This window comes from Paraburkholderia sp. HD33-4 (assembly GCF_021390635.1).
Taxonomy (GTDB): Bacteria; Pseudomonadota; Gammaproteobacteria; order Burkholderiales; family Burkholderiaceae; genus Paraburkholderia.
Map to the genome: position 1 here is coordinate 2,452,817 of NZ_JAJEJS010000002.1, position 25,076 is coordinate 2,477,892.

Sequence of the window (25,076 nt, forward strand, 5' to 3'; positions counted from 1 at the left end):
CGGCGGCGCGGCGTCGAGGGTGAAAGGATAAAAGAAATGCGCGCTTGCCGCTTGGTGGCGCGCAAGCACGCCAGATGCTCGTGCCGTGCTCCTGTTTGCGCGTAACGACGGGTATTGTGCGCGCGTCGAGGTTTGCGCGGCGGGCTCGGTTTGGGATCGGACTGAGGTTTGGCGGAAGGCATGGTCGAATGCGCGGCCCGTCGATGTACCCGCTACGCGGACCGCTTCACGAACACCAGACTGAAGTTGTTCGCGGGCATCGCGACCACTCGCTCGCACGTAAGCCCCGCCGCGTCGCCGAGCGCGACGACCGCTTCCATATCGCGTACGCCCCATTGGGGATCGCGACTCTTCAACCATTGATCGAACGCTTCGTTGCTCGGCGCCGTATGCGCGCCGCCGCGTCTGTAAGGACCATATAGATAGAGCACGCCGCCCTCTACGAGCCGCCGCCCGGCGCCGTCGAACAACGCCTGCGCCGCGCTCCACGGCGAGATGTGGATCATGTTGATACAGACGAGCGCGTCGAGCGCGTCGACGCCCCAATCCGGTTGATGCACGTCGAGCGCGAGCGGCGCGCGCACGTTCGCGAGCCCCGCGTGCGCGGTCCACGCGGCAATCGACGCGCGCGCTTCCTCGTCGGCATCGCTCGGCTGCCAGTCGAGACCGGGCAGCGCGCCGGCGAAGCAGATCGCGTGCTCACCGGTGCCGCTCGCGATTTCGAGCACGCGGCCACGCGCCGGCAGCGCATCGCGCAGCACGGCGAGAATCGGTTCGCGATTGCGTTCGACGGAGGGTGAATGTTGCCGGGTGTCGGTCATGGTCGGCCTTGCGTCTTGCATTTGCGTATTACGTTAGTACAGCGTGGCGCGCACGCGCTCGGGCAACTCGCGATCATAGGCGGCGGCATCGAATTGCTCGCCATCGTTCGTGGCGATGATGCGTTGCAGAATCTCGCCCGCGCTCGGCAGTTGCGAGCGCTCGACGTGACGCGCCGGGTCCCACAGCTGCGAGCGCACGAGCGCCTTCGAGCAATGAAAGTACACGGCGTCGACGTCGATCAGCAGCACGGTGCGCGGCAGTTTACCGTCGACGCAGAAACTGTCCAGCAGCGCAGCGTCATTCGAGACGCGGCCGCGGCCGTTCACGCGCAACGTCTCGCCGACACCCGGGATCACGAACAGCAGCGCGATGCGCGGATCGACGATGACGTTGCGCAGGCTGTCGAGCCGATTGTTGCCGGGGCGGTCCGGCAGCGCGAGCGTGCGTTCGTCGACGACGCGCACGAAGCCCGCTGCGTCGCCGCGCGGCGAGCAGTCGAGACCGTCCGGGCCGCTCGTCGCGAGCACCGCGAACGGCGCGGCGGCGATGAACGCGCGGTAGTCGTCGTTGACATACTGGATCTCCTTGCGCAGCGCGCGCTCGCCTGGCCGTGCGTACAGAGCTTCGAGCTGTTCGATCGTCGTCAGCATGGAGGTTTCCTCAACCGTTGGTGATGATTCGCTTGACGTATTCATTCTCGCTCGCCAGCCAGCAGACCGGCGAGCGCACTCAAGGTATCGCCGCACGGCGCGGCCACCTTCAGCGACAGCAGCGGATCAGCGCGCGTGCGGCCGAGGTTGATCGCAGCGATCCGCTTGCCCTGGCGCTGCGCCCACACGCAGAAGCGGTAGCCGGAATAGACCATCAGCGACGAGCCGGCCACCAGCACCGCGTCGGCCGCATCGAGCGCATGCGTGGCCGCTTCGACCCGCGCCTTCGGCACGTTCTCGCCGAAGAACACCACCGACGGCTTCAGCATCCCGCCGCAGTTCGAGCATGCCGGCACGCGAAAGCCGCCGAGATCGTGCCACTCGAGATGCGCGTCGCCATCGGCGGCGGCTTCGGCCGTGACGTCGAGCAGCGCGGGGTTGTCGGCTTCGAGCGTGCGCTGGATCGCCGCGCGCGAATGCTGCGTGCCGCAGTCGAGACAAGCGACGCCGTCGATGCCACCATGCAGCTCGATCACGTCGCGGCTGCCCGCGCGCTGATGCAACCCGTCGACGTTCTGCGTAACCAGCGTCGGCACGTGGCCGGCCGCTTCGAGCCGCGCGAGCGCGACATGCGCGGCATTCGGCTGCGCGCGCGCGACGAGCGGCCAGCCGACCATGCTGCGCGCCCAGTAGCGCTGACGCATCGCGAGCGTGCCGAGAAACTCCTGCAGCGTGATCGGCGGCGAGCGCTTCCATGCGCCGTTGTCGTCGCGATAGCCGGGGATGCCGGAGTCGGTGCTGATGCCCGCGCCGGTCAGCACGAACAGGCGCGGGTGACGCTGCACGAAACGATGCAGATCGTCTAGCGTGTGCGGGTCGGTGAGGGATTCGGTCGGTGTGAGCTGAAGGTCGGTCATAACGGGGACGGTGGACGATCATGCGCGAATTCGTGCGCGAATCAGCGGCGAGGGCCCGGTTTGCCGCGCGAGGGTGTCGAGCGACGCGCGTCGGCTGGCGGCTTCGACTTCGCGCCCTGCGAGGCGGCTGGCCGCGCTTTCAGCACCTGCCGCGTCTGCCGCGTCTGCCACGCAGCCAGCGCGATCTCGTAGCGCTCGAGCGCTTCGTCGTAGAGATCGAACACACACTGCGTGCAGCCGCTATGACAGCAGTCGTCGAGATCGGGCCGCACGGGCGGCTGCGGCGGCGGGTCGTCGCTCGGTGTGGCTCGGGGCACGGCGCGGGGCTTTTGCGTTGAAGGACGGCGGAGCGCCCAGTATAAGTTGAACGCGCGCGCCCTGCTCCCGCCCCTCGCCGCACGGATGCGGCATGCCGCTCAACCGCGCCCGACGAACGGCATCTTGCTGGCCATGATCGTCATGAACTGCACGTTCGCCGACAGCGGCAGGCTCGCCATATGCAGCACCGCGTCGGCGACGTGTTGCACGTCCATCAGCGGCTCGACCGCGATCTCGCCGTTCGCTTGCGGCACGCCGCGTGCCATGCGTGCGGCCATCTCGGTCCCGGCGTTGCCGATGTCGATCTGTCCGCAGACGATGTCGTATTTGCGGCCGTCGAGCGACACCGCTTTCGTGAGCCCGGTAATCGCATGCTTGGTCGCCGTGTACGCGGCGCTGTTCGGACGCGGCGCATGCGCGGAGATCGAGCCGTTGTTGATGATGCGGCCACCGCGCGGGTTCTGCGTCTTCATCAGGCCGAACGCCGCGCGCGTGCACAGGAATACGCCATTCAGATTGGTGTCGACGATCGAGCGCCATTCGTCGATGCTCACTTCGTCGAGGTCGACCGGCGAGCCGTTGCGTCCCGCGTTGTTGAACAGCACGTCGAGCCGGCCGAAGCGCGCGCGGATCGTGTCGAACAGCGCAGCGACGCTGGCGGCGTCGGTGACGTCGCACGACACCGCGAGCGCGTCGCCCGCGAGCGCCTGCGCTTCCTGCGCGACTGCATCGAGCGCGGCCTGGCGGCGTCCTGCGAGCACTACGCTATAGCCGTGCTTCGCGAGCGTCAGGGCGCACGCGCGGCCGATGCCGCTGCCCGCGCCCGTCACCAGCGCCACTTTTCCGTTTTCTGTTTCCGACATCACGCATCTCCTGTTGTATTGGGTTGCGACGCGCACCATACAACAGCGAATCGGCGATCGCAAACCGCGGCAACGTCTTTCAGCGCGCTTTCACCAGGTATCCGGGCCGCCGGACGCGGCACGTCGAGGAGCGCAACGGTGGTATCGTTCGCGGTTGCGCATCGCGCACGATTCACGGCCTTCCCTGCATGGACGAAGGCGTACTGGAAGCACGTTTGATGAATGAATTTCCCAACCCGCCGCGCCGCTGGCCGCGTAGCCGCAACTCCGCACTGCTGAACGGCACGATCGGCTGGCACGTGATCGTGCTGATCGGCGTGGCCGTCGCGCCCGCCGCGTGGCCTTGGTGGCTCGCCGCGATCGTCGCGAACCACGCGCTGTTCACGATCACCGGACTGTTGCCGCGCACGACGCTGCTCGGGCCCAACTGGACCCGCCTGCCCGCGAGCTCGCACAACGCGGATGCGATCGCGCTGACCATCGACGACGGCCCCGATCCCGTCGTCACGCCGCAAGTGCTCGATCTGCTCGACGCGTTCGACGTGCGCGCGACGTTCTTCTGCATCGGTTCGAGGGTCGAGCGGTATCCGCAGCTCGCGCGCGAGATCGTCGCGCGTGGTCATGCGCTCGAAAATCATTCGCAGGTGCACGTGCACACGTTTTCGGTCACGTTTCCGCACGCGTTGACGCGCGAGATCGCCGCCGCCCAACGCACGCTCGAAACCGTCAGCGGCGCGCGGCCAATGTTTTTCCGCGCACCCGCCGGCCTGCGCAACCTCTTCCTGGAGCCGGTGCTGCGCAAGCTCGATCTGCGTCTCGCGGCATGGACGCGGCGCGGCTACGATACGCGCGAGCGCGACCCTCATGTGGTCGCCCGGCGGCTGCTCGATGGCCTCGCCGCGCGCGACATCCTGCTGCTGCACGATGGCAACGCTGCGCTGACGATCGAAGGCCAGCCGCTGATTCTCGCGGTGCTGCCGAGCGTGATCGAAGCGGTACGCGAGCGGCATCTGCGTTTCGTCACGCTGCGCGAAGCGCGCGTCGACGAGTGACGATGCGCGTGAAGTAACACCGCGCGCACGGCGCTAAATGCGGAAATCCGCCGCCATATCCTCATCGGTACGCGCTTCGAGCTTGCCGCCGCGGCACGCTTTCATGAACACGTCATAGTCGCGCTCGACCTGATCCGCGTACGCGCTCGCGTAGCCGGCCAGCGCTTCGGCGAACTGATCGCCGCGGCCGATGTACGAGCTGATCTCGATCGCCTGGCCGCTCGCCTTCGCGTGCGCGCGCGCCATGATCCAGCCGCATAGCCGCGCATAGCCGTCGAGCAGTTCGCTATCGAACAGCTCGATATTCGCGGACAGCTTCATGTCGCGCAGCTGGCGGAAATAGAAATGATTCCCGAGCGGCCCCGTCCCCCAGCCGAGGAAGACGTCGCTCGCGGCCTGCAGCATCCGCTGTCCTTGCACGACGCGCTCGCCCTGATGCTTGAGCGCCGGCGACTTGTAGAACTGCGCGATCACCGATGGCCGCGCCTCCTTCAGCTGCAGGAACAACGGCTTGCCCATGTGATCGACGAGCAACACGACGAGACAACGCGTGCCGACGCTGCCGACGCCGACCACCTTGAACACGATGTCGTGCCTCGTGAAGTGATCGAGCAGTTCGCGCCGGTCGTGCGCCAGCGACTTGCGGTATTCGTTCCACACCTGCTCGACCATTTTGTCGACGTTGCCGGTCCGGTAGGTTTCGGTCTCCTCGGCCGTGAACAGCGTGTTCGCACCGAGTATGTGAAACAACGCGGGCGGCGCGTCGTGGATCTTCCAATGGTTACCGTCGAACGAGGCCATTTTTTCGAGCAGATTTTCGTGCGTGCGGGTCGCGGCCTTTTCCATGCCGCGCCGCACCGCGCGACGGCCCTCGGGCGTCAGCGCGATCTCGGCCATGCGGTCGAACGTGATGCGGTCGTACCACAACTCGAGTGCGCCGAACTGCGCATATTGCGCGATGCGATCGCGATACGAGCCGGCCGCGGTCATCACGAGGCTCTCGGCGGTGCCACGGCTCAGCCGCATATGGCGCGCGGCCACGACGAGGCTCGCGCACAGGCGCTTCAGGTCCCATTCGAATGGGCCGATCGCGACTTCGTCGAAGTCGTTCAGGTCGAAGATCAGTTGCCGCTCGGGCGTCGCGAAGCCGCCGAAATTCATCAGATGACCGTCGCCGCAGATCGGCATGCTGAGGCCGGTATCGTGCACCTTGCTCAGATCGTGCGCCTGCAGGATCGCGCTGCCGCGAAAGAACGTGAAAGGGGACACGGCCATGCGCCCATAGCGCAGCGGCACCAGCCTCTCGACGCGCTCCGCGCTGCTTTGTTTCAGCAGTTCGATCGGATCGCGGTGCAACTCGCCGACCGCCCGATGGCTCGATCGTTTCGAATGCTCGCGCGCGGCGCGGCCGCGCGCTTCCCGTTCGGCAATGGTGCTGGCTTTCATGCTTTCTCTCCGTTTGGCAAGTCTTGAACCGGCGGTGACAGAGACTGCTTCGCGCGCATGGCGTCGTTGAACCGAGGGCTGCAGTCGCGATCATAACGGGTCGGAACACCACATCGGTAAAAATGTTCTGGTGCTGTCACCGCCTCACGCTCGCCCGAATCGCGGCCAAAAGCGGACAAACTTACCGACGTGCTTCTTCGAAAACTAACCGGTTGGTGAAAAATTCAATTTTCGTCGCACCATCCACTTCAGCAAATGCGAAGCGCGCCGTATACCCATCCATAAGGATTTTCACGACGCACGAAAAGCCCTTGAAAAAGGGCCCGTTCCGCACTGTGCATGAACCTGCGTCGCGCAAGGAAAAACGGAGAAAGCATGTTTGTCGCAATCGGCTGGGTCGTCGTAATCGGTTCTGTGATCGGAAGTTTCGTTGGCATCGGCGGACATCTGCCGGCGCTCGTACAGCCGTTCGAACTGCTATGTATTTTCGGTGCGGCGATCGGCGCATTCGTCGTTAGCAATCCGACCTCGACGCTGAAGAAAACCATCAAGGCGCTGCCCTCATGCTTCAAGGGCGGCGGCTATACGAAAGAAAAATATCTGGAGCTGATCGCCCTTCTTTACGAACTGCTGCAAAAGGCGCGCAAGGAAGGGATGATGGCGCTCGAAAGCGACGTCTCCAACCCCGAGGACAGCGTGATTTTCCAGAAGTACTCGCACGTGCTCGAGGATCAACACCTGCTCGATTTCATCGTCGACTATTTGCGCATGATGTCGGGCGGCAACGTCAACGTGCACGAGATGCAGGACCTGATGGACGAAGAGTTGGCCACCCATCACGCGGAAGCGTCGGTGGCGGCCAACGCGATCCAGAAGATGGCCGACGGCCTGCCCGCGTTCGGCATCGTCGCCGCGGTGATGGGCGTCGTGCACACGATGGGCTCGGTCGGCGCGCCGCCCGCCGTGCTCGGCGAGATGATCGCGGGCGCGCTGGTCGGCACCTTCCTCGGCATTCTGCTCGCGCATGGCTTCATCGGGCCCGTCGCCGATCTGCTAACCGCGAAGGGCCGCGCCGAAGCCAAACCGTATCAGTGCGTGAAGGCGGTGCTGCTCGCGTCGCTGTCCGGCTACGCGCCGCCGGTCGCGGTGGAATTCGGCCGCAAGGTACTGTTCACCGCCGACCGCCCGAGCTTCCAGGAACTCGACGACGCCGTGCGCGCAACCAGGATGCCGAAGTCGGCCTGAACCGGAGCGGCAATATGAGCGAAAGAAGATCGCGCGCGTCGCAGGAGGCGGCGCCCGCGCCGGTGATCGTGCGTCATTCGAGGAAGGGCGACGAGCACGGCGCGCATCATGGCGGCGCCTGGAAGATCGCCTACGCCGACTTCGTCACCGCGATGATGGCGTTTTTCCTGCTGATGTGGCTGCTCGGCTCCACGTCGAAGTACGACAAGCAAGGCATCGAGGACTACTTCAACACGCCGCTGTCGAGCCTGCTCGGCGGCAACGAAGGCACCGCCGCGGCGCGGCCGAGCGTCGTGCAGGGTGGCGGGCGCGACCTCTCCGATACGCGGCCCGGCGTCGGCACGAAGAGCCAGACCGAGCCGACGCCGCCGCGTGCCGCGACGCCCGCCGTCACGCCGGCGGATGCCGAGCGCTTGCAGCAGCTGAAGGCGAAGCTCAGCGCGCTGATCGAGCAGAGCCCCGTGCTGAAGACGTTCAAGGACCAGATCCGCATCTCGATCACGAACGAGGGCCTGCGCATCGAGATCGTCGATTCGCAGAACCGGCCGATGTTCGCGTCCGGCAGTTCGAAGCTGCAGCCGTACGCGGTGACGATCCTCACGCAGATCGGCGCCGCGCTGAACGACGTGGACAACCGCATTTCGATCGCGGGTCACACCGACGCGGTGCCCTACACGGCCGGCCCCGAAGGCTATTCGAACTGGGAACTGTCGTCCGAACGCGCGAATGCCGCGCGCCGCGCGCTGGTTGCCGGTGGGATGCACGGCGAAAAGCTGCTGCAGGTGCGCGGCCTCGCCGACGCGCTGCCGCTGAACAGCCACGTCGCCGATGAGCCGACCAACCGGCGCATCAGCATCCTCGTGCTGAACAAGGCCGCGGAGCAGGCGTTCTTCCACGACGGCGGCCGCACCACGCTCGATGAATCGTCGCCGGCGAGCGCGGCGCTTCCGGCCGTGGCGGCGCGGCTGCAACCCGCTTCGCAACCCGCTTCGCAACCCGCTTCGCAACCCGCCTCGCAGCCTGCTACCCAACCCGCCACCGGCACCCGTAGTACACCGTAGTATTTTCGCCACCACGTTCGCCTGAGCACGAAAGGCCGTGCGGCCGCGCGTAGAATCGAACGCATGCGCCCTACCTTCGTTCCGCAGCGCGAGCCCGAGCTGCCGCTGCATACGCCCAGTGTGTCGTCGCTGACGTTGGCGGCGGTGATTGCGCTGATCGCGTGGATCGCGATCCTCGCGCAAGCCGACCTGACGATCGATCGCACGCTCGCGCGCGGGCTCACCGTGTTCGACGCGCTCGCGCGCATGAGCAGCTATCTGACCAATCTGACGGTGCTCGCCAGCGCGTTGTGCTTCACCTGCATCGCGCTGTGGAAGCACCGCTCGCCGCTCGTGCGCTTTTGCCGGCAGCCCACCGTCGTGACCGCGGTGGTCGCGTACATGGTATTCGTCGGCATCGCGTACAACGTGCTGTTGCGCGGAATGTGGCCGCTGTCACCCTACCGGCGCCTGCTCAACGAGTCGCTGCACAGCGTGCTGCCCATGCTCGCCGCGCTCTACTGGGTGCTGTTCGTGCCGCGCTTTCATCTGCGCTTGCGCCACGCTTTGCTGTGGCTCGTCTATCCGCTCGCCTATCTCGGCATTACGTTCTGGCGCGGCAGCCTGTCGGATTTTTATCCGTATCCGTTCATCGACATCGAAACGCTCGGGCTGCGCCAGGTGCTCGTCAATTCCGCGCTGCTGTTCGGCGGCTTTCTGATGCTGCTGGCCGTGTTCGTCGGCATCAATTTCAGGCGCCGACGATGATCTCGCAGCAGATTCCGGTCGAGCGGATGCATTGCGCCCTGTTGGCGGGCGCACTTCTTGCGGCCCTTTCGTCACTGACGCAGGCTGACGCCACCATGGCTCGGCTTGCGCGGCGCCCTTGTGCGGGCGCGTTGCAAATGCGGCGCGCCCGCACGTAAATATGACAACAGGAGCGATGCATATGGATACGAATTCAGCGGCAGGCGCGGTGAAGGAAGTCGCGGGCAAGGTGCAAAGCGCGGTCGGCGAAGCGATGGGCGACACCAGCGCGCAAGTGGCGGGCAAGGCGCGCGAATTGAGCGGCAAGGCGCAGCAGTTGTGCGCGAATACGACGAGCCTCGTGCGCGACACGACGGCCGAAAACCCGTTCACGACGCTGGCCGTCGTCGCGCTCGCCGGGTTCGTGATGGGCGCGCTGTGGTCGCGCGGCGGTCGCGACTACGATTGACGCAGGCACGGCGCCGGATCGACGGCGCCGATCAACGGGGCGAGGCAGTCGCACAAAGCGGGCGATCGGCCCCAGGCGGATCGCGCAGCTTCACTGGCCACTCTTTTTCTTGCGGCCCGCGCCCATTTCCAGTTCGATCCATGTGGGCGCGTGGTCGCTCGCATGCGGTTCGCCGCGCACCCAGCGGTCGACGCCCGCATCGCGCAGGCGCGGCGCGAGATCGGCGCTCAGCAGCAGATGATCGATGCGCAGGCCCGAGTTGGTGTCCCAATGACGGCGGAAATAATCCCAGAACGTGTACACGCGCTCGTCGCCGAAATGCGTGCGCAGCGCATCGGTCCAGCCTTGCGCGAGCAGATTGCGATAACGCTCGCGGCTTTCCGGCTGCAGCAGCGCGTCCTTGAGCCACGAGCGCGGGTTGTAGATGTCTTCGTCGGTCGGCACGACGTTGAAGTCGCCCGCGATCACGACCGGGTGGCCGCTCTTGTAAAGCCGTGCCGCATGCGCGATCAGATGATCGAACCACGCGAGTTTGTAATCGAACTTGGGGCCGGGCTGCGGATTGCCGTTCGGCAAGTACAGACACACGATCAGCACGCCGGCGACCGCGGCCTCGATGTAACGGCTATGCGTGTCCTCTTCGAAACCTGGTAGACCGCGCCGCGTTTCGAGCGGCACGTCGCCTTTGGCGAGAATCGCCACGCCGTTCCATGCGCTCTGACCTTGCCATACGGCGCCATATCCGGCGTCGCGCAACGCGTCGACCGGAAACGCGCTATCGACCGCCTTCAGTTCCTGCAGGCAGACGACGTCCGGCGCCTCGCGCTCGAGCCATTGCAATAGCGCTGCCTGCCGCGAGCGGATTCCGTTGATGTTGAACGTCGCAATGCGCAGCTTCGCCATGATCATCCCTCCCTCGCCTATTGCACCGCGACGTCGTTCCCCTCGGTCGCCGACGAATGCGCGACGAATGCGCGACGAATGCGCGCGGCAATCAGGCGGTCACGCCCGGCAGATTCGTTCGGAGCAACGACCCCATTTTGGCCTGGTCTTGGCCCGCGCCAAATCTATCATCCGCCAAGCGAATACCATTCCATCCGCCTCAAACCTGTCGACATCCGCTGCGAAGCCACCTCTAAGTCTGATCAATGGCGTTGAAAGTCGGATGGTAATTTCACGGTAAGCGTATGTGTATTCCATTATAATGTCGTGCGCCCATCGGCCGCCGGCACAACGGCCGACTCGGGCGATGCGGGTTGCTCGCCTGCTTTTTTACTGACTCACTCCAATCCGTTTCAATGGAAGCTGCAATGAACGCTGCCCCTTCATGTCCGCAATGCGCAATGGAAAACACCTACCCTGACGGCACGCTGTACGTGTGCGCGGACTGCGGCAACGAATGGTCGGCCGCCAATGGCGCCGACGCGAGCGATGAACCGGCGGGCAACGTCGTCAAGGATGCGAACGGCAACGTGTTGTCGGACGGTGATGCGGTCGTGCTGATCAAGGATTTGCGCGTCAAGGGCTCGTCGATCACGCTGAAGATGGGCACCAAGGTGAAGAGCATCCGGATCGTCGGTGGCGATCACGAAATCGACTGCAAGACGGACGCGGGCAGCTTCATGCTGAAGGCCTGCTTTCTGAAGAAGGTCTAACGGGCATATCGGGAATGGCTGAGGATCGAACATCGTACGACGCATTCATCGAATTCATGGCCACGCCGATCAGCGCTGGGCAACCGTTCGTGCTGGAGACGCAGCACGCGGTGTCGCTGCACTTCGATCATTTCGCCACGCAGAGCTTCATGTCGCTCAGGAATCCGGAGAGGCTCGCGCTCGGCTATACCCGCGCGATGATGGGATTTCTGCTGCTGCAGCCCGCTCCCACGCACATCTGCATGATCGGACTAGGTGGGGGATCGCTGGCGAAGTATTGCTATCGGCATCTGCCCGAGGTCGCGATCGACGCAGTCGAGATCAGCCCCGAGGTGATCGCGCTGCGTGACGTGTTCAGGATTCCGGCGGACGACGCACGGTTCAAGGTGGTTTGCGCGGATGGCGCGGACTACTTGATGAAGGATGACATCCGCACGGATGTGATCCTGCTCGATGCATTTGGCGCGGACGGGATGGCGAACCGATGCGCGGACATCGCATTCTTCACCGCCTGTCGCGAGCGTTTGACCGGGACGGGTGTCCTCGTCATCAACTTGACGGACGATGATCCGGCCATACCGCAGCACCTCGAGCGGCTGAAATCCGTATTTGGCGCTTCCTATGCGATCGTTCGGTGCGGCGACGACAGCAACTTCGTCACGTTCGCCTGGAAAAGCGGGCATCGTTTGCCGCCCAGAGAAGTCCTGGTCGAGCGCGCCCTCTCGTTTGCCTTTGCAGGCGAGCTCAAGCTTTCCGCCACTGCTCGCCACCTGAAAGAGGGCGAGCGCCTCGATCCGCAGCGGCTGGTCTGGCATGCGCGAGAGCAAGGGCAAGGGCATTGGGAAATCGGCGGTTGACCGGCACGAGGCGTCAACCTGGGCGTCATTTGCCCCGCTTGGCGAGTGGACTCTTGGTCTTGTAGGTCACGCCGTGACGCTCGAGATACTCGCGGATCAGTTGGCGGACGACTTGTGACGGCGTCAGATCTTGCGCCGAGCAGAGCATTTCAAATGCTTCTTTCTTGGCGGGGTCGATCAGGACGGTCAGGCGTGCGGTTTTCGTTTCCATTGCGAGGACGGGTCGGCAAATATGCTAACCAAATTATAATGCATTTGCCTTCGACGGCACGGCGAAAAGGCGTCGCTGCGCCGATCGCGGTGCGTGCCTGGCACACCTGAAAGCGGCGCGGTCGATCTCGTTGGCGCAGCGCGATGTCGTTGCTGCCAGGAGCGCAGAGAGGTGTTCGTTCCAACCCGGGCGTCGGCCGACACGAACCCGGTGTTCGCACAGGAATTCTCCGGCCTTGCGGGCCCGCATTCGCCCCGCCTGGCTCGAGGTCAGTGCCTGCGCTCGAACCGACACAGCCAGGTCAGCACATCATCGGCGACGGGCACGATCGCGAGCGTGACGAGTACGCCCGCGAGCGGCACGGTCGACACATAGCCGACGTGCTTGAAACCAATTGCGCCGATCAGGCCGCCAACGAAGAACGACGCGAGCATCGTGCCGTGGATTTTCAGCTTCGCGCGGTTTGCGATGACCGCTTGAGCGTCGTCAATGAGCGCCAATCGATTCCAGTAAAACAGCTTGCCCAACTCGATACCGAGGTCCGTCACGATGCCGGTCATGTGTGTCGTACGGATCTCCGCGCCCGACAGCTTGGTGATCATCGCATTCTGCAGCCCCATGATGAAGCACAGCAGGATCACGGTCACCGGGACGAAGAACGCTTCGCGTAGCGCGAGGTGGCTGCCGAGCAGACCGAACAGGAGCAGCAGCGCGGCCTCGACCACCAACGGCAGCACGTACTGGCTTTGCAGGCTCTGGCGGCGTCCCCAGTTGACGAGCACCGCCGAGCACCCTGCTCCGACCAGAAACGATGCCAGCGAACCGATGCCAGCCAGCACGAGCCGGATGTCCCCGAGCGCCGCCTGGTCTGCGATCGCCGACACGATGCCGCTCATGTGAGACGTGTATTGCCTGACCGCGAGGAAGCCGCCGGCATTGGTGGCGCCGGCGACGAAGGCAAGAGAAAACCCGAGCTGACGGTTTGCGCTCGTACTGCGGTGTTTTCCCGTCAGGCTTCGAAAGTACTGCGCAGGCATAGGCTCTTCACTCAATCGCTCGGAACAACGGCAAAGACTTGGCGGATAGACGCTTCGCGCCCCGCATGCACGCGAACTGCGCGCAGGACCGCCCGATTCCGCCGAACATGTGGTTCATATGATAACGCTATTATCATACTCTGTTATCCGGATTGGCCTTCCAGTGTCATAGTGACATAATGCAATTCGAGTGAGCCCGGCAAGCCGGAGCTCATTCCATGCTTCGTCCAATCCGAGCGTACTGGAGACATTCCGGATGGCACCCTTCCCGGTCGTCCATTTCGTCCTGCTGGTCGCGGCCGCCTGGCTCGCGATCGGCACGCTGGGTCTCGGGGTTCTGCATCGCACGCGCTTCGTTGCACACGGGTTGTTTCCGCTCGGCGCGCTGGGAGGGCTGCTGCTGGGTGCGGCGGGACTCGCCGGCATCTTCACTGAACCGTCCACCGCGGTGCTGCCGATCGGGCTGCCCGGCTTGCCGTTCCATCTCCGCGTCGATGCGCTATCCGGCTATTTCCTGTTCGTGCTGGGTGTCGTCAGCGCGGGAATCGGCGCTTTTTCCGCCGGTTATTTCCGTAAAGGCGAAGGGTCCGCGCCGGGACTCATCTGCTTCGAGTATCACGTTTGCATCGCGAGCATCGCGCTCGTGCTGATCGCCGACGATGCGTATGTGTTCATGGTCGCCTGGGAGACGCTGACGCTGTCCGCGACGTTCCTCGTGATGACCAACCATCGGATCGGCGAGATCCGCCGCGCGGGCTACCTGTATTTCCTGATCTCCCACGTCGGCGCGCTCGCGCTGCTGCTTTGCTTCGGCATCCTGCAGGCGCGCACCGGCGACTACACGTTTGCCAACCTGCGCGCGCAGTCGCCCGACGCGTTCTGGGCATCGCTCGCATTCCTGTTCGCGTTGATTGGATTCGGTGCCAAGGCCGGCGTGTTCCCGTTGCACGTGTGGCTGCCGGATGCGCATCCCGCGGCGCCGTCCCCCGTGTCGGCGCTGCTCAGCGGATTCGTGCTGAAGGTCGGCCTGTATGGCCTGATCCGCACCGTGTTCGACCTGCTGCACGTGCAGATCGCCTGGTGGGGCGTGCTGCTGCTCGTGCTGGGTATCGGCACCGCGCTGCTCGGCGTCGTGTTCAGCACGATCCAGGTCGACATGAAGCGTCTGCTCGCGTATTCGTCGATCGACAACGTCGGCCTGATGATCGTCGCACTCGGGCTCGCGGTGCTGTTTCGCGCTTACGGGATGCCGGCCCTGTCCGCGCTTGCGCTGACCGCGATGCTCTACCAGATCGTCGCGCATGCGGCCTTCAAGAGCCTGCTGTTCCTCGGCACCGGGGCCGTCCTGCACGCCACCGGCGAGCGCAATCTCGGCAAGCTCGGCGGCCTGATCCGCGTGATGCCGTGGACCGCGTGGGCAGTGCTCACGGGCGTCGCAGCCAGCGCCGGCTTGCCTCCGATGAGCGGCTTCGTTGCGGAGTGGCTCCTGCTGCAAGGCTTCCTGTTCACGCCGGGTTTGCCGAATTCCGTGCTGGCGATGACGGTGCCGATCGCGGCCGCGCTCGTCGCGATGACCGCAGCTCTCGCCGGCTACACGATGGTCAAGTTCTACGGCATCGTCTTCCTCGGGCAGCCGAGGGAAGCGAAACTGAGTCGCGCACACGACGCGAATACATGGGAACGGCTCGCGTTCTGCTGGTTCGCGGCGGCCGGTGTGCTGCTCGGCCTGATGCCCGCGCAGTTCGTCAGGGTGCTGGACCGGGTCACGCGCGTGCTAGTCGGTGCCGGAATCGGCGCGGAAAATCATGGCTGGCTGATCTTCGTGCCGGTGTCGGCCGCGCGGGCGAGCTACATGCCCGTCGTGTTCATGCTGTTTTTCGTCGCCTGCTGCGGCCTCGCGTGGCTGCTGGTACGACGCTTCTACCACGGCCGGCTGAGACGGTCCGCGCCGTGGAGTTGCGGCTTCCCGTTCACGACCGCGCGGATGCAGGACACGGCGGAAGGCTTCGGACAACCGATCCGGGAGATCTTCGCGCCGCTGCTGCGCATCGAGCGGCAACTGCCGTCGCCGTTCGACGCGCAGCCGGCCTACCGGGTCTCGGTCGCCGACCGCACGTGGTCCATTTTCTACGACCGTATCGCAGCACTCACACAACGTGCGGCGCAATGGGCGGGCCGGCTGCAGAGGGGCAGGATTGCCGTGTACCTGACCTACAGCTTCGCCGTGCTGATCCTGCTCCTGATGCTGGTGAGACGATGGTGACTGTATCCGGCGTGCTGTCGCAAACCCTCGAGATCGTCGTGGCGCTTGCCGCCGCGCCACTGCTGACGGGCTGGGTCAACCAGTGCCGCGCGTGGCTGCAGAACCGGCGCGCGCCCAGCATCTGGCAGCCGTACCGGATGCTCCACAAGCTGTTCAACAAGGAGTCGGTCGTCGCCGATGGCGCAAGTCCGGTGTTCCGTGGCGCGCCCTATGTCGTGTGGGCGGCGATGACGCTCGCCTGTGCAATCGTGCCGACGCTGTCGACCGAATTGCCGCTATCTCCCGCCGCGGATGCGATCGCGCTGGTCGGCCTGTTTGCATCCGCGCGCGTTGCGCTGTCGCTCGCGGCGATGGATGTCGGCACGGCGTTCGGCACGCTCGGCGCCCGCCGCGAGATGCTGGTCGGTTTCCTCGCGGAACCGGCCTTGCTGATGGTGCTGCTGTCGGCCTCGCTGATCACGCAGTCGACCCTGCTCACGAGCATCGTCGCGACGCTCGGACACAGCGAACTGACGATCTATCCGAGCCTGGCGTTTGCCGGCATCGCTTTCACGCTGGTGTCGCTCGCCGAAAATGCGCGGCTGCCCGTCGACAACCCCGCCACCCACCTCGAACTGACGATGATCCACGAGGCGCTGATCCTCGAATATTCGGGGCGGCACCTCGCGCTGATGGAATGGGCGGCCAGCCTCAAGCTGTTCGCCTACTCGTGCATCGGCATTGCACTGTTCATGCCGTGGGGGATCGCCGCGGCGGGTAATCCGCTCGCGCTCGTATTCGCGGTGCCGGCACTCTTCGTCAAGCTGATGGTGGGCGGCGCCGCGCTGGCCGTGGTCGAGACCGCCAACGCGAAGATGCGGATATTCCGGGTCCCGGAGTTCCTTGCGACCGCCTTCCTGCTCGCGGTGATCGGCATGCTCGTCCACCTGCTGCTGGGAGCATGAATGCACGCCTACGCGACGCAACTGATCAATTTCCTCGCGGCCGTGCTGCTGATGCTGTCGTTCGCGATGCTAAGCCAGCGCCGCATCCTGTCGCTGATCCACCTCTATACGCTGCAGGGTGTCACGCTCGTTCTGGCGAACCTGATCCTCGGTTTCGTGACGGGCGATCCGCACCTGTACGTATCGGCCGGACTGACGCTCGTGCTGAAGGTCGGCGTGATTCCGTGGATCCTGTATCGCCTCGTGCGCAGGCTCGACATCCAGGCCGACGTCGAGCCGCTGATCAACATACCGACGACGCTGCTGATCGGCATCGTGCTCGTGATCATCGCGTTCAACGTCGCGGCGCCGATCAGCCAGCTCGCGACGTCGGCCGCGCGCGGCACGCTCGGGATCGCGCTTGCATGCGTGTTGTTGTCGTTCATGGCGATGATCACGCGCGCGAAGGCGATTCCCCAGGTGATCGGCTTCCTGTCGATGGAAAACGGGCTGTTCTTCGCCGCAACGGCCGCCACCAATGGCATGCCGATGATAGTGGAACTCGGAATCGGGCTCGACGTGCTGGTCGGGATGCTGATTCTGGGCGTGTTCATGTTCCAGATTCGCGAACAGTTCGACAGCCTGGAAATCCATCACCTCGAGACGCTCAAAGATGAATGACGCCCACGTCGTGCTCGCCGTGCTCGGCATTCCGCTCGTGGCCGCCGCATCTCTTGCGGCCGTGCGACCCGCTCATATCGCGCGCAACCTGAACGCAGGCTTCAGCTTCGCAACGTTCGCGGCGACGCTGGTGCTCGCCGCGCGTACCGTTGACCATGGAGCGTCGTTCGCGTTCGAACGCGCATTCTTCGTCGATCCCCTCAACGTGTACCTCGTCGCGCTGACCGCCTTCGTCGGCTGGACGACGTCGCTGTTCTCGCGGCCGTACATGCAGGTCGAAGAGGCGCGCGGCCGGATGACGGCGACGCGCATGCGCCTCTATCACAGCATGTACCAGCTGTTCATGTTCGCGATGCTGCTCGCGCTGCTGACCAACAACCTCGGCGTGCTGTGGGTCGCGATGGAGGGCGCGACGCTCGCGACCGTGCTGCTCGTCAGCGTCTATCGGACCGCCGCGAGCCTGGAGGCCGCGTGGAAGTACTTCATCCTGTGCGGTGTCGGCATCGCGCAGGCATTGTTCGGCACGATCCTGCTGTACCTCGCCGCGAGCCGGCAACTGTCCGACGGCGATGCGCTGCTGTGGACGAGCCTTGCCGCCGTCAGGACGCACCTCGATCCGTCCATCGTGTCGATCGCCTTCGTGTTCCTGCTGGTCGGCTACGGCACCAAAGTCGGACTCGTGCCGATGCACAACTGGCTGCCGGACGCGCACGCCGAAGGCCCGACACCGATTTCAGCGGTGCTTTCCGGGCTGCTGCTGAACGTCGCGCTGTACGCGGTGCTGCGCTGCAAGGTGCTGGCGGACGGCGCGCTCGGCAATGGACTGCCTGGGCGCTTGCTGGTCGGGTTCGGGCTCGTGTCGGTATTGATCGCGTCGTTCTCGCTGTTTCGGCAGAAGGACGTCAAGCGGCTGTTCTCGTATTCGTCGATCGAGCACATGGGACTGATGACGTTCGCGTTCGGCCTCGGCGGCCCGGTCGCGACGTTCGCCGGTCTGCTGCACATGACCGTCCATTCCCTCGTCAAGTCGGCGATCTTCTTTGCGGTCGGCCACGCAGCGCAGAAGGCAGGCACACAGGCGATCGAAGGCATTCGCGGGCTGCTGCAGGTCAGCCCGATGGTCGGCTGGGGCCTGATGCTCGGCGCGCTCGCGATTCTCGGACTTCCGCCGTTCGGCGTGTTTGCCAGCGAATTCCTGATCCTGACCACCGCGATGAACACGCTACCGTGGACAGCGCCATTGTTGCTGCTCGGCCTCGCCGTCGCATTCGCAGCGATCTTCGCGCGCGTGCAGCACATGGTGTTCGGTGAGACGACGACAGCGAAACCGCTCGAGCATCGCCCCGCGCCGCTGCCGGTATTCGTGCATCTGGGTCTGGGGCTGATGCTTGGGCTCTACGTGCCGCCGTACCTCGCGACGTGGTATCGCCAGGCCGCAACGATGTTGGCGGGGTGACGGATGCGACTCGAATCGATGGATCTTGCCGCCACCCGCCTCACGCACCGTGCGGGCCATATTTCAGCAACTGTGGTGAGCGCCGACGAATCAGCGTGGCTCGAGGTTGCGCGCATCGTGCGATCAGAGCAGCGGCGCCTCATTGCCATGTGGGGCAGCGAAGCCGTCGAACACGGTTTCTCAGTGAACGCCGCGTACGAAAGCGATGACGGCATCTTGTGGGTGCGCCTGCCGATCGGGCGTAAGCAGGATGCCGGTGGAGACTATCCCGATCTCGTCCCCGTTTTCCCGTACGCGTCTCGCATGCAACGGGCGATCTTCGATCTGATAGGCCTGCGGGCACGCGGTGCCGAGGACACGCGGCCGTGGCTAAATCACGGCAACTGGCCCGATGATTATTTCCCGCTGCAAAGGCTGGCGAGCGGTGTCGAAACCTTCGAGTCGAGCGAGGCGGACTATCCATTCGTGCAGGTTGCGGGCGATGGCGTGCACGAGATCGCCGTCGGGCCGATTCATGCGGGCATCATCGAACCGGGGCATTTCCGCTTCTCGGTGGTCGGCGAGAAGGTGCTGCGCCTTGAAGAACGTCTCGGCTACGCGCACCGTGGCGTCGAGCGGCTGTTCGAACGTACTCCTGCTTCGCTTGGCCATCGGGTTGCCGCCAGGATCGCGGGCGACTCGACCGTCGCGTTCTCGTGGGCCTTTTGCATGGCGCTCGAGCAAGCCAGCGGCACGACACTGTCGAAGCGCAGCCTGTATCTGCGCGCCCTTCTGCTGGAACGCGAGCGTGTGGCCAACCACCTCGGCGACCTCGGCGCGCTGGGGAACGATGCCGGGTTCGGCTTCGGGCTCGCGCAGTTCTCGCGGCTCAAGGAGGACTGGATACGGACGAACGCCCGCACCTTCGGGCATCGGTACCTGATGGATCGGATCGTGCCGGGCGGTGTATCGGTCGACGTTCGCCGCGACGACGCTACGGTGCTGGCGCAGCAGTGCGAACGCATCGAGCGCGAGGTCCACGTGATGCGCAAAGTCTACGACGACCAGTCCGGGCTGCAGGATCGATTCCTCGGCACGGGCCGATTGACCCCCGCCGTAGTCGAGCACTTTGGCGTGCGTGGCATGGCCGCCCGCGCCAGCGGTCGAACGTTCGACGTTCGCGCCAACTTGCGGCCTGCTCCGTATGACGACGTATCGGTCAATGCGGCAAGTGATACGCGCGGCGATGTTGCCGCGCGCGTCGCCGTGCGTTTCGCCGAAATCGATGAATCCCTGCGCCTGATCCGCGCGCTGCTGGCCGATCTTCCGGATGGTCCCGTGGTCGTCGCCACGGCACCCGCAACGGCACCCGCGCAAGGCGTTGGCTGGGTGGAAGGTTGGCGAGGGGACGTATTCGTCGCACTCGATATCGCGCCGGGCGACGTCATCGCCCGATGCCATTGCCACGATCCGTCATGGCAGAACTGGCCGGCGCTGGAGCACGCGATCATCGGCAACATCGTTCCCGATTTCCCGCTGATCAACAAGTCGTTCAACCTGAACTACGCGGGGCACGATCTCTGATGTGGCAACTGATCCGGCAATTCGCGCGCACCGATTTTCCCGGCGAACCTGCGCCGGCGGCGGAAGATGCGTGGCATCACGAGGAGCGGCGCATTCGCGAGGACATTCTCGATCTGCTCGGACGGGCTCTGTGCATCCGCCAGATCGACGCGGGTTCATGCAATGGTTGTGAACTGGAGATCCACGCGCTGAACAACCCGTACTACAACATCGAAGGGCTTGGAATCAAATTCGTCGCGAGTCCGCGGCATGCCGACCTGCTGCTCGTGACCGGACCGGTGACGCTGAATATGCGAGCGGCCCTGCTCGCCGCGTACGAGGCGACACCCGGCCCGAAACTCGTCGTTGCCGCAGGCGAATGCGCGTGCACGGGCGGCATTTTTGCCGGCAGTTACGCGGTGTGCGGCCCTGTTTCATCGATCTTGCCGGTCGACGTGACGATCCCCGGATGTCCGCCGCAGCCGGTCGATTTGCTGCGAGGCATCCTGGCGGCCTGCCGGGCTCGTTGAGCCGGAGGTCGATTTCAGGGATTTGCATTTCCCCCCCGAGCCTCGCTCAGCTCCGACAAGGTCGCGCGTCGCTCCAGCCGGCCTCCATCCCGTTCATTGCGCATATTGAACTGCCGTTATTGCGCAGAACGGCTTTGCGCTTGCAGCAAGTTTTTAATACCGTGTTAGCTGCAACGGCAACGGCATTGAAATTGCTGCGCAATGGTTTTGTTTCAACGCGATGCGTTGGACATCGACGCGTCGTCAGCCTGCATTGACCTTTCAATGGAGTCAACAGATCGTCATGACCACGCCTACAGAATGTCAGCATTGCGGGAACGCCCCCGCTTCAGAGTCCACCGCCGAGCCCACCGCCACGCCTTCTCTACCGTCACGCCGCCGCTTCCTGCAATCGGCCGCGGCCGCCGCGACGATCGGTGCGGCGCCGCATCTGCGCGCGCAAACGCAGGCGCCGTCGCCCGCTTCACCCGCGCCGCAAAGCAACCCCGTGGTGCCGCCGCGACCCGTCATATTGACCGTCAACGGCCGCGCTTACACGCTGCAACTCGAAGCCCGCGTGACGCTTCTCGATGCGTTGCGCGAATACGCGGGACTGATGGACACGAAGAAAGGCTGCGACCGCGGTCAATGCGGCGCCTGCACGGTGCTCGTCGACGGCCGCCGCATCAACTCGTGTCTGACGCTCGCGGTCATGCATGAAGGCGAGAACATCACGACCGTCGAAGGACTCGCGAGCAACGGCGCGTTGAGTCCGGTGCAGGCCGCGTTCATCGAACACGACGCGTTCCAGTGCGGCTACTGTACGCCCGGGCAATTGTGCTCGGCCACCGCCCTGCTAAGCGAATTCCGCAACGGCACCGCGAGCACCGTCACCGCCGACGTGCGCGCGCGCCCCGCCGCGCTTACCGACGACGAAATCCGCGAGCGCATGAGCGGCAACATCTGCCGCTGCGGCGCGTACGTGAACATCGTCGCCGCGGTCCGCGCCGCGCACGACAACGCCTAACGGAGACCGACATGGATGCGATCTCCTACGAACGCGCCGGCGACGTCGCCAGCGCGATACGCGCCGCGCAACAGCCGGGCGCGGTGTTCATCGGCGGCGGCACGAACCTGCTCGACCTGATGAAGGGCGGCGTCGCGCGACCGGTGCGGCTCATCGATATCACGCACATAGGCGGCCTCGACTCGGTGACGACGCTGCCCGGCGGCGGCATCCGCATCGGCGCGCTGGTGCGCAACAGCGACGCGGCCAATCACGCGTTGGTGCGCGAGCAGTACCCGCTGCTGTCGCAGGCGCTGCTCGCGGGCGCGTCGGCGCAGTTGCGCAATATGGCGACGGTCGGCGGCAATCTGCTGCAACGCACCCGCTGCGGATACTTCTACGACACTGCGTTCACACAGTGCAACAAGCGCATGCCCGGCAGCGGCTGTGCGGCACTCGACGGCCACAACCGCGCGCACGCGATCCTCGGCGCGAGCCCGCAATGCATCGCGGTCAACCCGTCGGACATGAGCGTGGCGCTGGCCGCGCTCGATGCGCTGGTGCGCGTGAGCGGCCCGAGCGGCGAGCGCACGATCGCGATCGCCGACTTCCATCGGCTGCCGGGCGATCGGCCCGATGTCGATACCACTTTGCAGCCCGGCGAGCTGATCACCGCGGTCGATCTGCCGCCGCCGCTCTTCAGCGCGCATTCGCACTATCTGAAGGTGCGTGACCGGGCCAGCTATGCGTTCGCGCTCGTCTCGGTCGCGGCCGCGTTGCAGATGGACGGCGAGCGCGTGCAGAGCGCGCGCATCGCGCTCGGCGGCGTCGCGCACAAACCATGGCGGGCGAGTGCGGCCGAGCAGATGCTGAGCGGCCAGCCGCTCAGCCAGGCCACGCTGAAGAACGCCGCCGCGGCCGCGTTGAGCGGCGCGCAGCCGCGCCACGACAACGCCTTCAAGGTCCAGCTCGCGCAACGCGCGATCGTGCGCGCGGTCAACCAGGCTGCCGGTAAGGCGGGAGGTGTCGCATGAATCTGATCGGACAACCGCTCGATCGCGTCGACGGTCTGTTGAAGGTGACCGGCGACGCGCGTTATGCAGCCGAATTCCCCGCGGCGCGCCTCGCGCACGCCGTGCTCGTAACCAGCACGATCGCGGCCGGCACGATTGCGTCGATCGACGCGAGCCGCGCCGAAGCCGTGCCCGGCGTGCTGCTCGTGATGACGTACCAGAACGCGCCGCGCCTGCCCAATGGCGGCCGACCCGCGCTCTCGCCGCCGGCCGGCCGGCGTCTGTCGCTTCTGCAGGACAACGAAGTGCACTACAGCAACGAGCCGGTCGCGGTGGTCGTCGCCGACACGCTCGAACATGCGGCCGATGCCGCGCGCCAGTTGCGCATCGTCTACCAGCCGGGCGCCGCGGCGCTCGACTTCACCCAGGCGAAGGCGCACGCGCACGCGCCGGACAGGCCGCAGGGCCGCCAGACCGACACGCAGCGCGGCAGCTTCGAGGACGGCATGCAAAGCGGCGACGTGCATATCGAGGCCATCTACACGACACCGATCGAGCATCACAACCCGATGGAGCCGCACGCGACGATGGCGCAATGGGACGGCCCGCAATTGACGGTCTACGACTCCACGCAGGGCGTGAGCGGCGCCGCGCAGGTGCTCGCAAAGACGTTCGGCATCCCTGCGTCCGACGTGCACGTGATTTCACCGCTGATCGGCGGCGGCTTCGGCTGCAAGGGCTCGTCGTGGTCGCACGTGTCGCTGTGCGCGATGGCCGCGCGGCAAACCGGCCGCCCCGTGCGGCTCGCGCTCGAACGCCCGCAGATGTTCGGCCCGGTCGGTGCGCGGCCGCGCACCGAGCAGCACTTCGTGATCGCCGCACGGCATGACGGCACGTTGACCGCGATGCGTCACGACAGCATCTCGAACACCTCGATGATCGAAGACTGGACCGAGACCTGCTGCATGGTCACGCGCATGCTGTACGCGGTGCCCAATCAGGTGACGACGCACCGCCTCGTGCAGCTCAATGTCGGCACGCCGACCTTCATGCGCGCGCCGGGCGAGACCACCGGCTCGTTCGCGCTCGAATCGGCGATGGACGAACTCGCCGTCGCGCTGAAGATGGACCCGCTCGCGCTGCGCCTGAAGAACTACGCGGACAGCGATCCGCAGGAGCACAAGCCGTGGTCGGGCAAGTCGCTGCGCGAGTGCTATCAGATCGGCGCCGAGAAGTTCGGCTGGTCGCGTCGCCCGCACGCGCCGCGCTCGATGCGCGACGGCAACACGCTGATCGGCTATGGCATGGCGACCGCGACCTATCCGGCCAATCGCAGCGAGGCGTCGGCGCTCGCGCAGATTCTGCCGGACGGCACCGCGGTGGTCGCATCGGGCACCCAGGATCTCGGCACCGGCACCTACACGGTGATGACCCAGGTCGCCGCCGACGCGCTCGGCTTCACGCCCGAGCAGATCCACTTCGCGCTCGGCGATTCGTCGCTGCCGCGCGCGCCGGTCTCGGGCGGCTCGCAGTCGGCGGCCAGCGTGTCGTCCGCGGTGCGCGATGCGGCCAGCCAGGCGCGCAGCCAGCTGATCGCGCTGGCGCTCGCCGACGCGGGCTCGCCCGTGCACGGTCTGCCGCTCGACGACGTCACCGTCGAAAGCGGCTGGGTCGTGAGCCGGTCGCAACCGAACCGGCGCGATCCGGCCGCGGCGATCATCGCGCGCGCGGGCGGCAAGCCGATCGAGGCGAGCGCGACCGTGAAGCCCGGCGACGAGAAGCAGAAGTACTCGTTCCACTCGTTCGGCGCGGTGTTCGTCGAGGTCCACGTCGATGCCGAGCTCGGCACGATCCGCGTGCCGCGCGTGGTCGCGGTGTACGACGTCGGCCGGGTGCTGAACCAGAAGACCGCGCGCAGCCAGATGCTGGGCGGCATCGTGTGGGGCATCGGGGCGGCGCTGCAGGAGGAAAGCACGCTCGACGAACGCTACGGGCGCTTCACCAATGCGAACCTCGCCGAGTATCACGTGCCGGTGAATGCCGATATCGGCACGCTCGACATTACGTTCCTCGACCGGCCCGATCCGTATATCAACTCGCTCGGCGTGCGCGGCATCGGCGAGATCGGCATCACGGGCGTGGTGCCCGCGATCGCGAACGCGGTGTACAACGCGACCGGCGTGCGGGTGCGCGATCTGCCGATCACGCTGGACAAGGTGGTGCGGACCTGAACCGGCGGCAGCGCCGGGACGGGAGCGAAAGCGGGAGCGGCGCGCGGCTTGCATCGGGCTCGCTTGCCGCTTGCCGCTTGCCTCCCGCCCCGTCGCATCGCACAATCGTGGGCATTCCTGTCT

25 protein-coding genes are annotated in these 25,076 nt (G+C 65.5%); 16 read left to right on the top strand and 9 right to left on the bottom strand.

The window, feature by feature from the left end:
• Positions 1–212: 212 nt before the first annotated feature.
• From L0U84_RS31030 to L0U84_RS31050, 5 genes are all read right to left on the bottom strand, one after another.
• Complete coding sequence (locus L0U84_RS31030; RefSeq protein WP_233856895.1) at positions 213–821, bottom strand: DUF938 domain-containing protein; 609 nt, start codon at positions 819–821, stop codon at positions 213–215.
• 33 nt (positions 822–854) lie between these two features.
• On the bottom strand, positions 855–1,472 hold the full coding sequence (locus L0U84_RS31035; RefSeq protein WP_233855884.1) for a pyridoxamine 5'-phosphate oxidase family protein: 618 nt from the start codon (positions 1,470–1,472) through the stop codon (positions 855–857).
• 41 nt (positions 1,473–1,513) lie between these two features.
• Positions 1,514–2,389 (bottom strand): NAD-dependent protein deacetylase, encoded by an 876-nt coding sequence (locus L0U84_RS31040; protein WP_233855885.1) that lies wholly within the window; start codon positions 2,387–2,389, stop codon positions 1,514–1,516.
• Between the two features lie 41 nt (positions 2,390–2,430).
• Complete coding sequence (locus tag L0U84_RS31045) at positions 2,431–2,706, bottom strand: oxidoreductase-like domain-containing protein (RefSeq protein ID WP_233855886.1); 276 nt, start codon at positions 2,704–2,706, stop codon at positions 2,431–2,433.
• Between the two features lie 99 nt (positions 2,707–2,805).
• Positions 2,806–3,570: an SDR family oxidoreductase gene (locus L0U84_RS31050; protein WP_233855887.1), complete on the bottom strand. Its 765-nt coding sequence runs from the start codon at positions 3,568–3,570 to the stop codon at positions 2,806–2,808.
• A gap of 218 nt (positions 3,571–3,788) precedes the next feature.
• Between L0U84_RS31050 and L0U84_RS31055 the strand changes: the two genes are divergently transcribed.
• Positions 3,789–4,622 (top strand): polysaccharide deacetylase family protein, encoded by an 834-nt coding sequence (locus L0U84_RS31055; RefSeq protein WP_233855888.1) that lies wholly within the window; start codon positions 3,789–3,791, stop codon positions 4,620–4,622.
• A 33-nt stretch (positions 4,623–4,655) separates the two neighbouring features.
• On the opposite strand, the gene L0U84_RS31060 is transcribed toward L0U84_RS31055, so the two are convergent.
• Complete coding sequence (locus tag L0U84_RS31060; RefSeq protein ID WP_233855889.1) at positions 4,656–6,068, bottom strand: DUF2252 domain-containing protein; 1,413 nt, start codon at positions 6,066–6,068, stop codon at positions 4,656–4,658.
• Positions 6,069–6,443: 375 nt separating this feature from the next.
• On the opposite strand from L0U84_RS31060, the gene motA reads away from it, so the two are divergent.
• The 4 genes from motA to L0U84_RS31080 all read left to right on the top strand — a co-directional run bounded on the left by motA (position 6,444) and on the right by L0U84_RS31080 (position 9,569).
• A complete protein-coding gene (gene motA, locus L0U84_RS31065; protein WP_233855890.1) occupies positions 6,444–7,313 on the top strand; it encodes a flagellar motor stator protein MotA in 870 nt (289 codons plus the stop codon).
• Between the two features lie 14 nt (positions 7,314–7,327).
• Complete coding sequence (motB, locus tag L0U84_RS31070; RefSeq protein WP_233855891.1) at positions 7,328–8,374, top strand: flagellar motor protein MotB; 1,047 nt, start codon at positions 7,328–7,330, stop codon at positions 8,372–8,374.
• A 63-nt stretch (positions 8,375–8,437) separates the two neighbouring features.
• Positions 8,438–9,121, top strand: a complete 684-nt coding sequence (locus tag L0U84_RS31075; protein WP_233855892.1) for a Pr6Pr family membrane protein — start codon at positions 8,438–8,440, stop codon at positions 9,119–9,121.
• A gap of 181 nt (positions 9,122–9,302) precedes the next feature.
• Entirely contained in the window at positions 9,303–9,569 is a 267-nt protein-coding gene (locus tag L0U84_RS31080; RefSeq protein WP_129963649.1) for a CsbD family protein, read from the top strand.
• 90 nt (positions 9,570–9,659) lie between these two features.
• Here L0U84_RS31080 and xth read toward each other — a convergent pair whose 3' ends face one another.
• A complete protein-coding gene (xth, locus tag L0U84_RS31085; protein WP_233855893.1) occupies positions 9,660–10,472 on the bottom strand; it encodes an exodeoxyribonuclease III in 813 nt (270 codons plus the stop codon).
• A 407-nt stretch (positions 10,473–10,879) separates the two neighbouring features.
• Here xth and L0U84_RS31090 point away from each other — a divergent pair, with 407 nt between their 5' ends.
• Both L0U84_RS31090 and L0U84_RS31095 read left to right on the top strand, forming a co-directional pair.
• On the top strand, positions 10,880–11,224 hold the full coding sequence (locus tag L0U84_RS31090) for a zinc ribbon domain-containing protein YjdM (RefSeq protein ID WP_233855894.1): 345 nt from the start codon (positions 10,880–10,882) through the stop codon (positions 11,222–11,224).
• Positions 11,225–11,238: 14 nt separating this feature from the next.
• Positions 11,239–12,081 (top strand): spermidine synthase, encoded by an 843-nt coding sequence (locus L0U84_RS31095; protein WP_233855895.1) that lies wholly within the window; start codon positions 11,239–11,241, stop codon positions 12,079–12,081.
• Between the two features lie 25 nt (positions 12,082–12,106).
• Here L0U84_RS31095 and L0U84_RS31100 read toward each other — a convergent pair whose 3' ends face one another.
• Positions 12,107–12,292 (bottom strand): CopG family transcriptional regulator, encoded by a 186-nt coding sequence (locus tag L0U84_RS31100; RefSeq protein ID WP_090809355.1) that lies wholly within the window; start codon positions 12,290–12,292, stop codon positions 12,107–12,109.
• Positions 12,293–12,561: 269 nt separating this feature from the next.
• Complete coding sequence (locus L0U84_RS31105; protein ID WP_233855896.1) at positions 12,562–13,329, bottom strand: YoaK family protein; 768 nt, start codon at positions 13,327–13,329, stop codon at positions 12,562–12,564.
• A 256-nt stretch (positions 13,330–13,585) separates the two neighbouring features.
• Between L0U84_RS31105 and hyfB the strand changes: the two genes are divergently transcribed.
• The 9 genes from hyfB (at position 13,586) to L0U84_RS31150 (ending at position 24,953) form a co-directional block, all read left to right on the top strand.
• The gene (gene hyfB, locus L0U84_RS31110; RefSeq protein WP_233855897.1) at positions 13,586–15,592 is read left to right on the top strand and encodes a hydrogenase 4 subunit B; all 2,007 of its coding nucleotides are present in this window, start codon (positions 13,586–13,588) and stop codon (positions 15,590–15,592) included.
• Positions 15,586–16,536 carry a respiratory chain complex I subunit 1 family protein gene (locus tag L0U84_RS31115; protein WP_233855898.1) on the top strand — a complete coding sequence of 317 codons (951 nt, stop codon included), beginning with the start codon at positions 15,586–15,588 and terminating at the stop codon, positions 16,534–16,536. The genes hyfB and L0U84_RS31115 overlap by 7 nt, the downstream gene beginning before the upstream one ends.
• Positions 16,537–17,196 (top strand): formate hydrogenlyase, encoded by a 660-nt coding sequence (locus L0U84_RS31120; protein ID WP_233855899.1) that lies wholly within the window; start codon positions 16,537–16,539, stop codon positions 17,194–17,196. It abuts the gene before it with no gap.
• The gene (locus tag L0U84_RS31125) at positions 17,189–18,652 is read left to right on the top strand and encodes a hydrogenase 4 subunit F (protein WP_233855900.1); all 1,464 of its coding nucleotides are present in this window, start codon (positions 17,189–17,191) and stop codon (positions 18,650–18,652) included. Before L0U84_RS31120 ends, L0U84_RS31125 begins: the two co-directional genes overlap by 8 nt.
• 3 nt (positions 18,653–18,655) lie before the next feature.
• Complete coding sequence (locus L0U84_RS31130; RefSeq protein ID WP_233855901.1) at positions 18,656–20,215, top strand: hydrogenase large subunit; 1,560 nt, start codon at positions 18,656–18,658, stop codon at positions 20,213–20,215.
• Positions 20,215–20,724: an NADH-quinone oxidoreductase subunit B family protein gene (locus L0U84_RS31135; protein WP_233855902.1), complete on the top strand. Its 510-nt coding sequence runs from the start codon at positions 20,215–20,217 to the stop codon at positions 20,722–20,724. The genes L0U84_RS31130 and L0U84_RS31135 overlap by 1 nt, the downstream gene beginning before the upstream one ends.
• A gap of 283 nt (positions 20,725–21,007) precedes the next feature.
• The gene (locus L0U84_RS31140) at positions 21,008–21,730 is read left to right on the top strand and encodes a 2Fe-2S iron-sulfur cluster-binding protein (protein WP_233855903.1); all 723 of its coding nucleotides are present in this window, start codon (positions 21,008–21,010) and stop codon (positions 21,728–21,730) included.
• Positions 21,731–21,741: 11 nt separating this feature from the next.
• Positions 21,742–22,743: an FAD binding domain-containing protein gene (locus tag L0U84_RS31145; protein WP_233855904.1), complete on the top strand. Its 1,002-nt coding sequence runs from the start codon at positions 21,742–21,744 to the stop codon at positions 22,741–22,743.
• A complete protein-coding gene (locus L0U84_RS31150; RefSeq protein ID WP_233855905.1) occupies positions 22,740–24,953 on the top strand; it encodes a xanthine dehydrogenase family protein molybdopterin-binding subunit in 2,214 nt (737 codons plus the stop codon). The genes L0U84_RS31145 and L0U84_RS31150 overlap by 4 nt, the downstream gene beginning before the upstream one ends.
• The last annotated feature ends 123 nt before the right edge of the window (positions 24,954–25,076 follow it).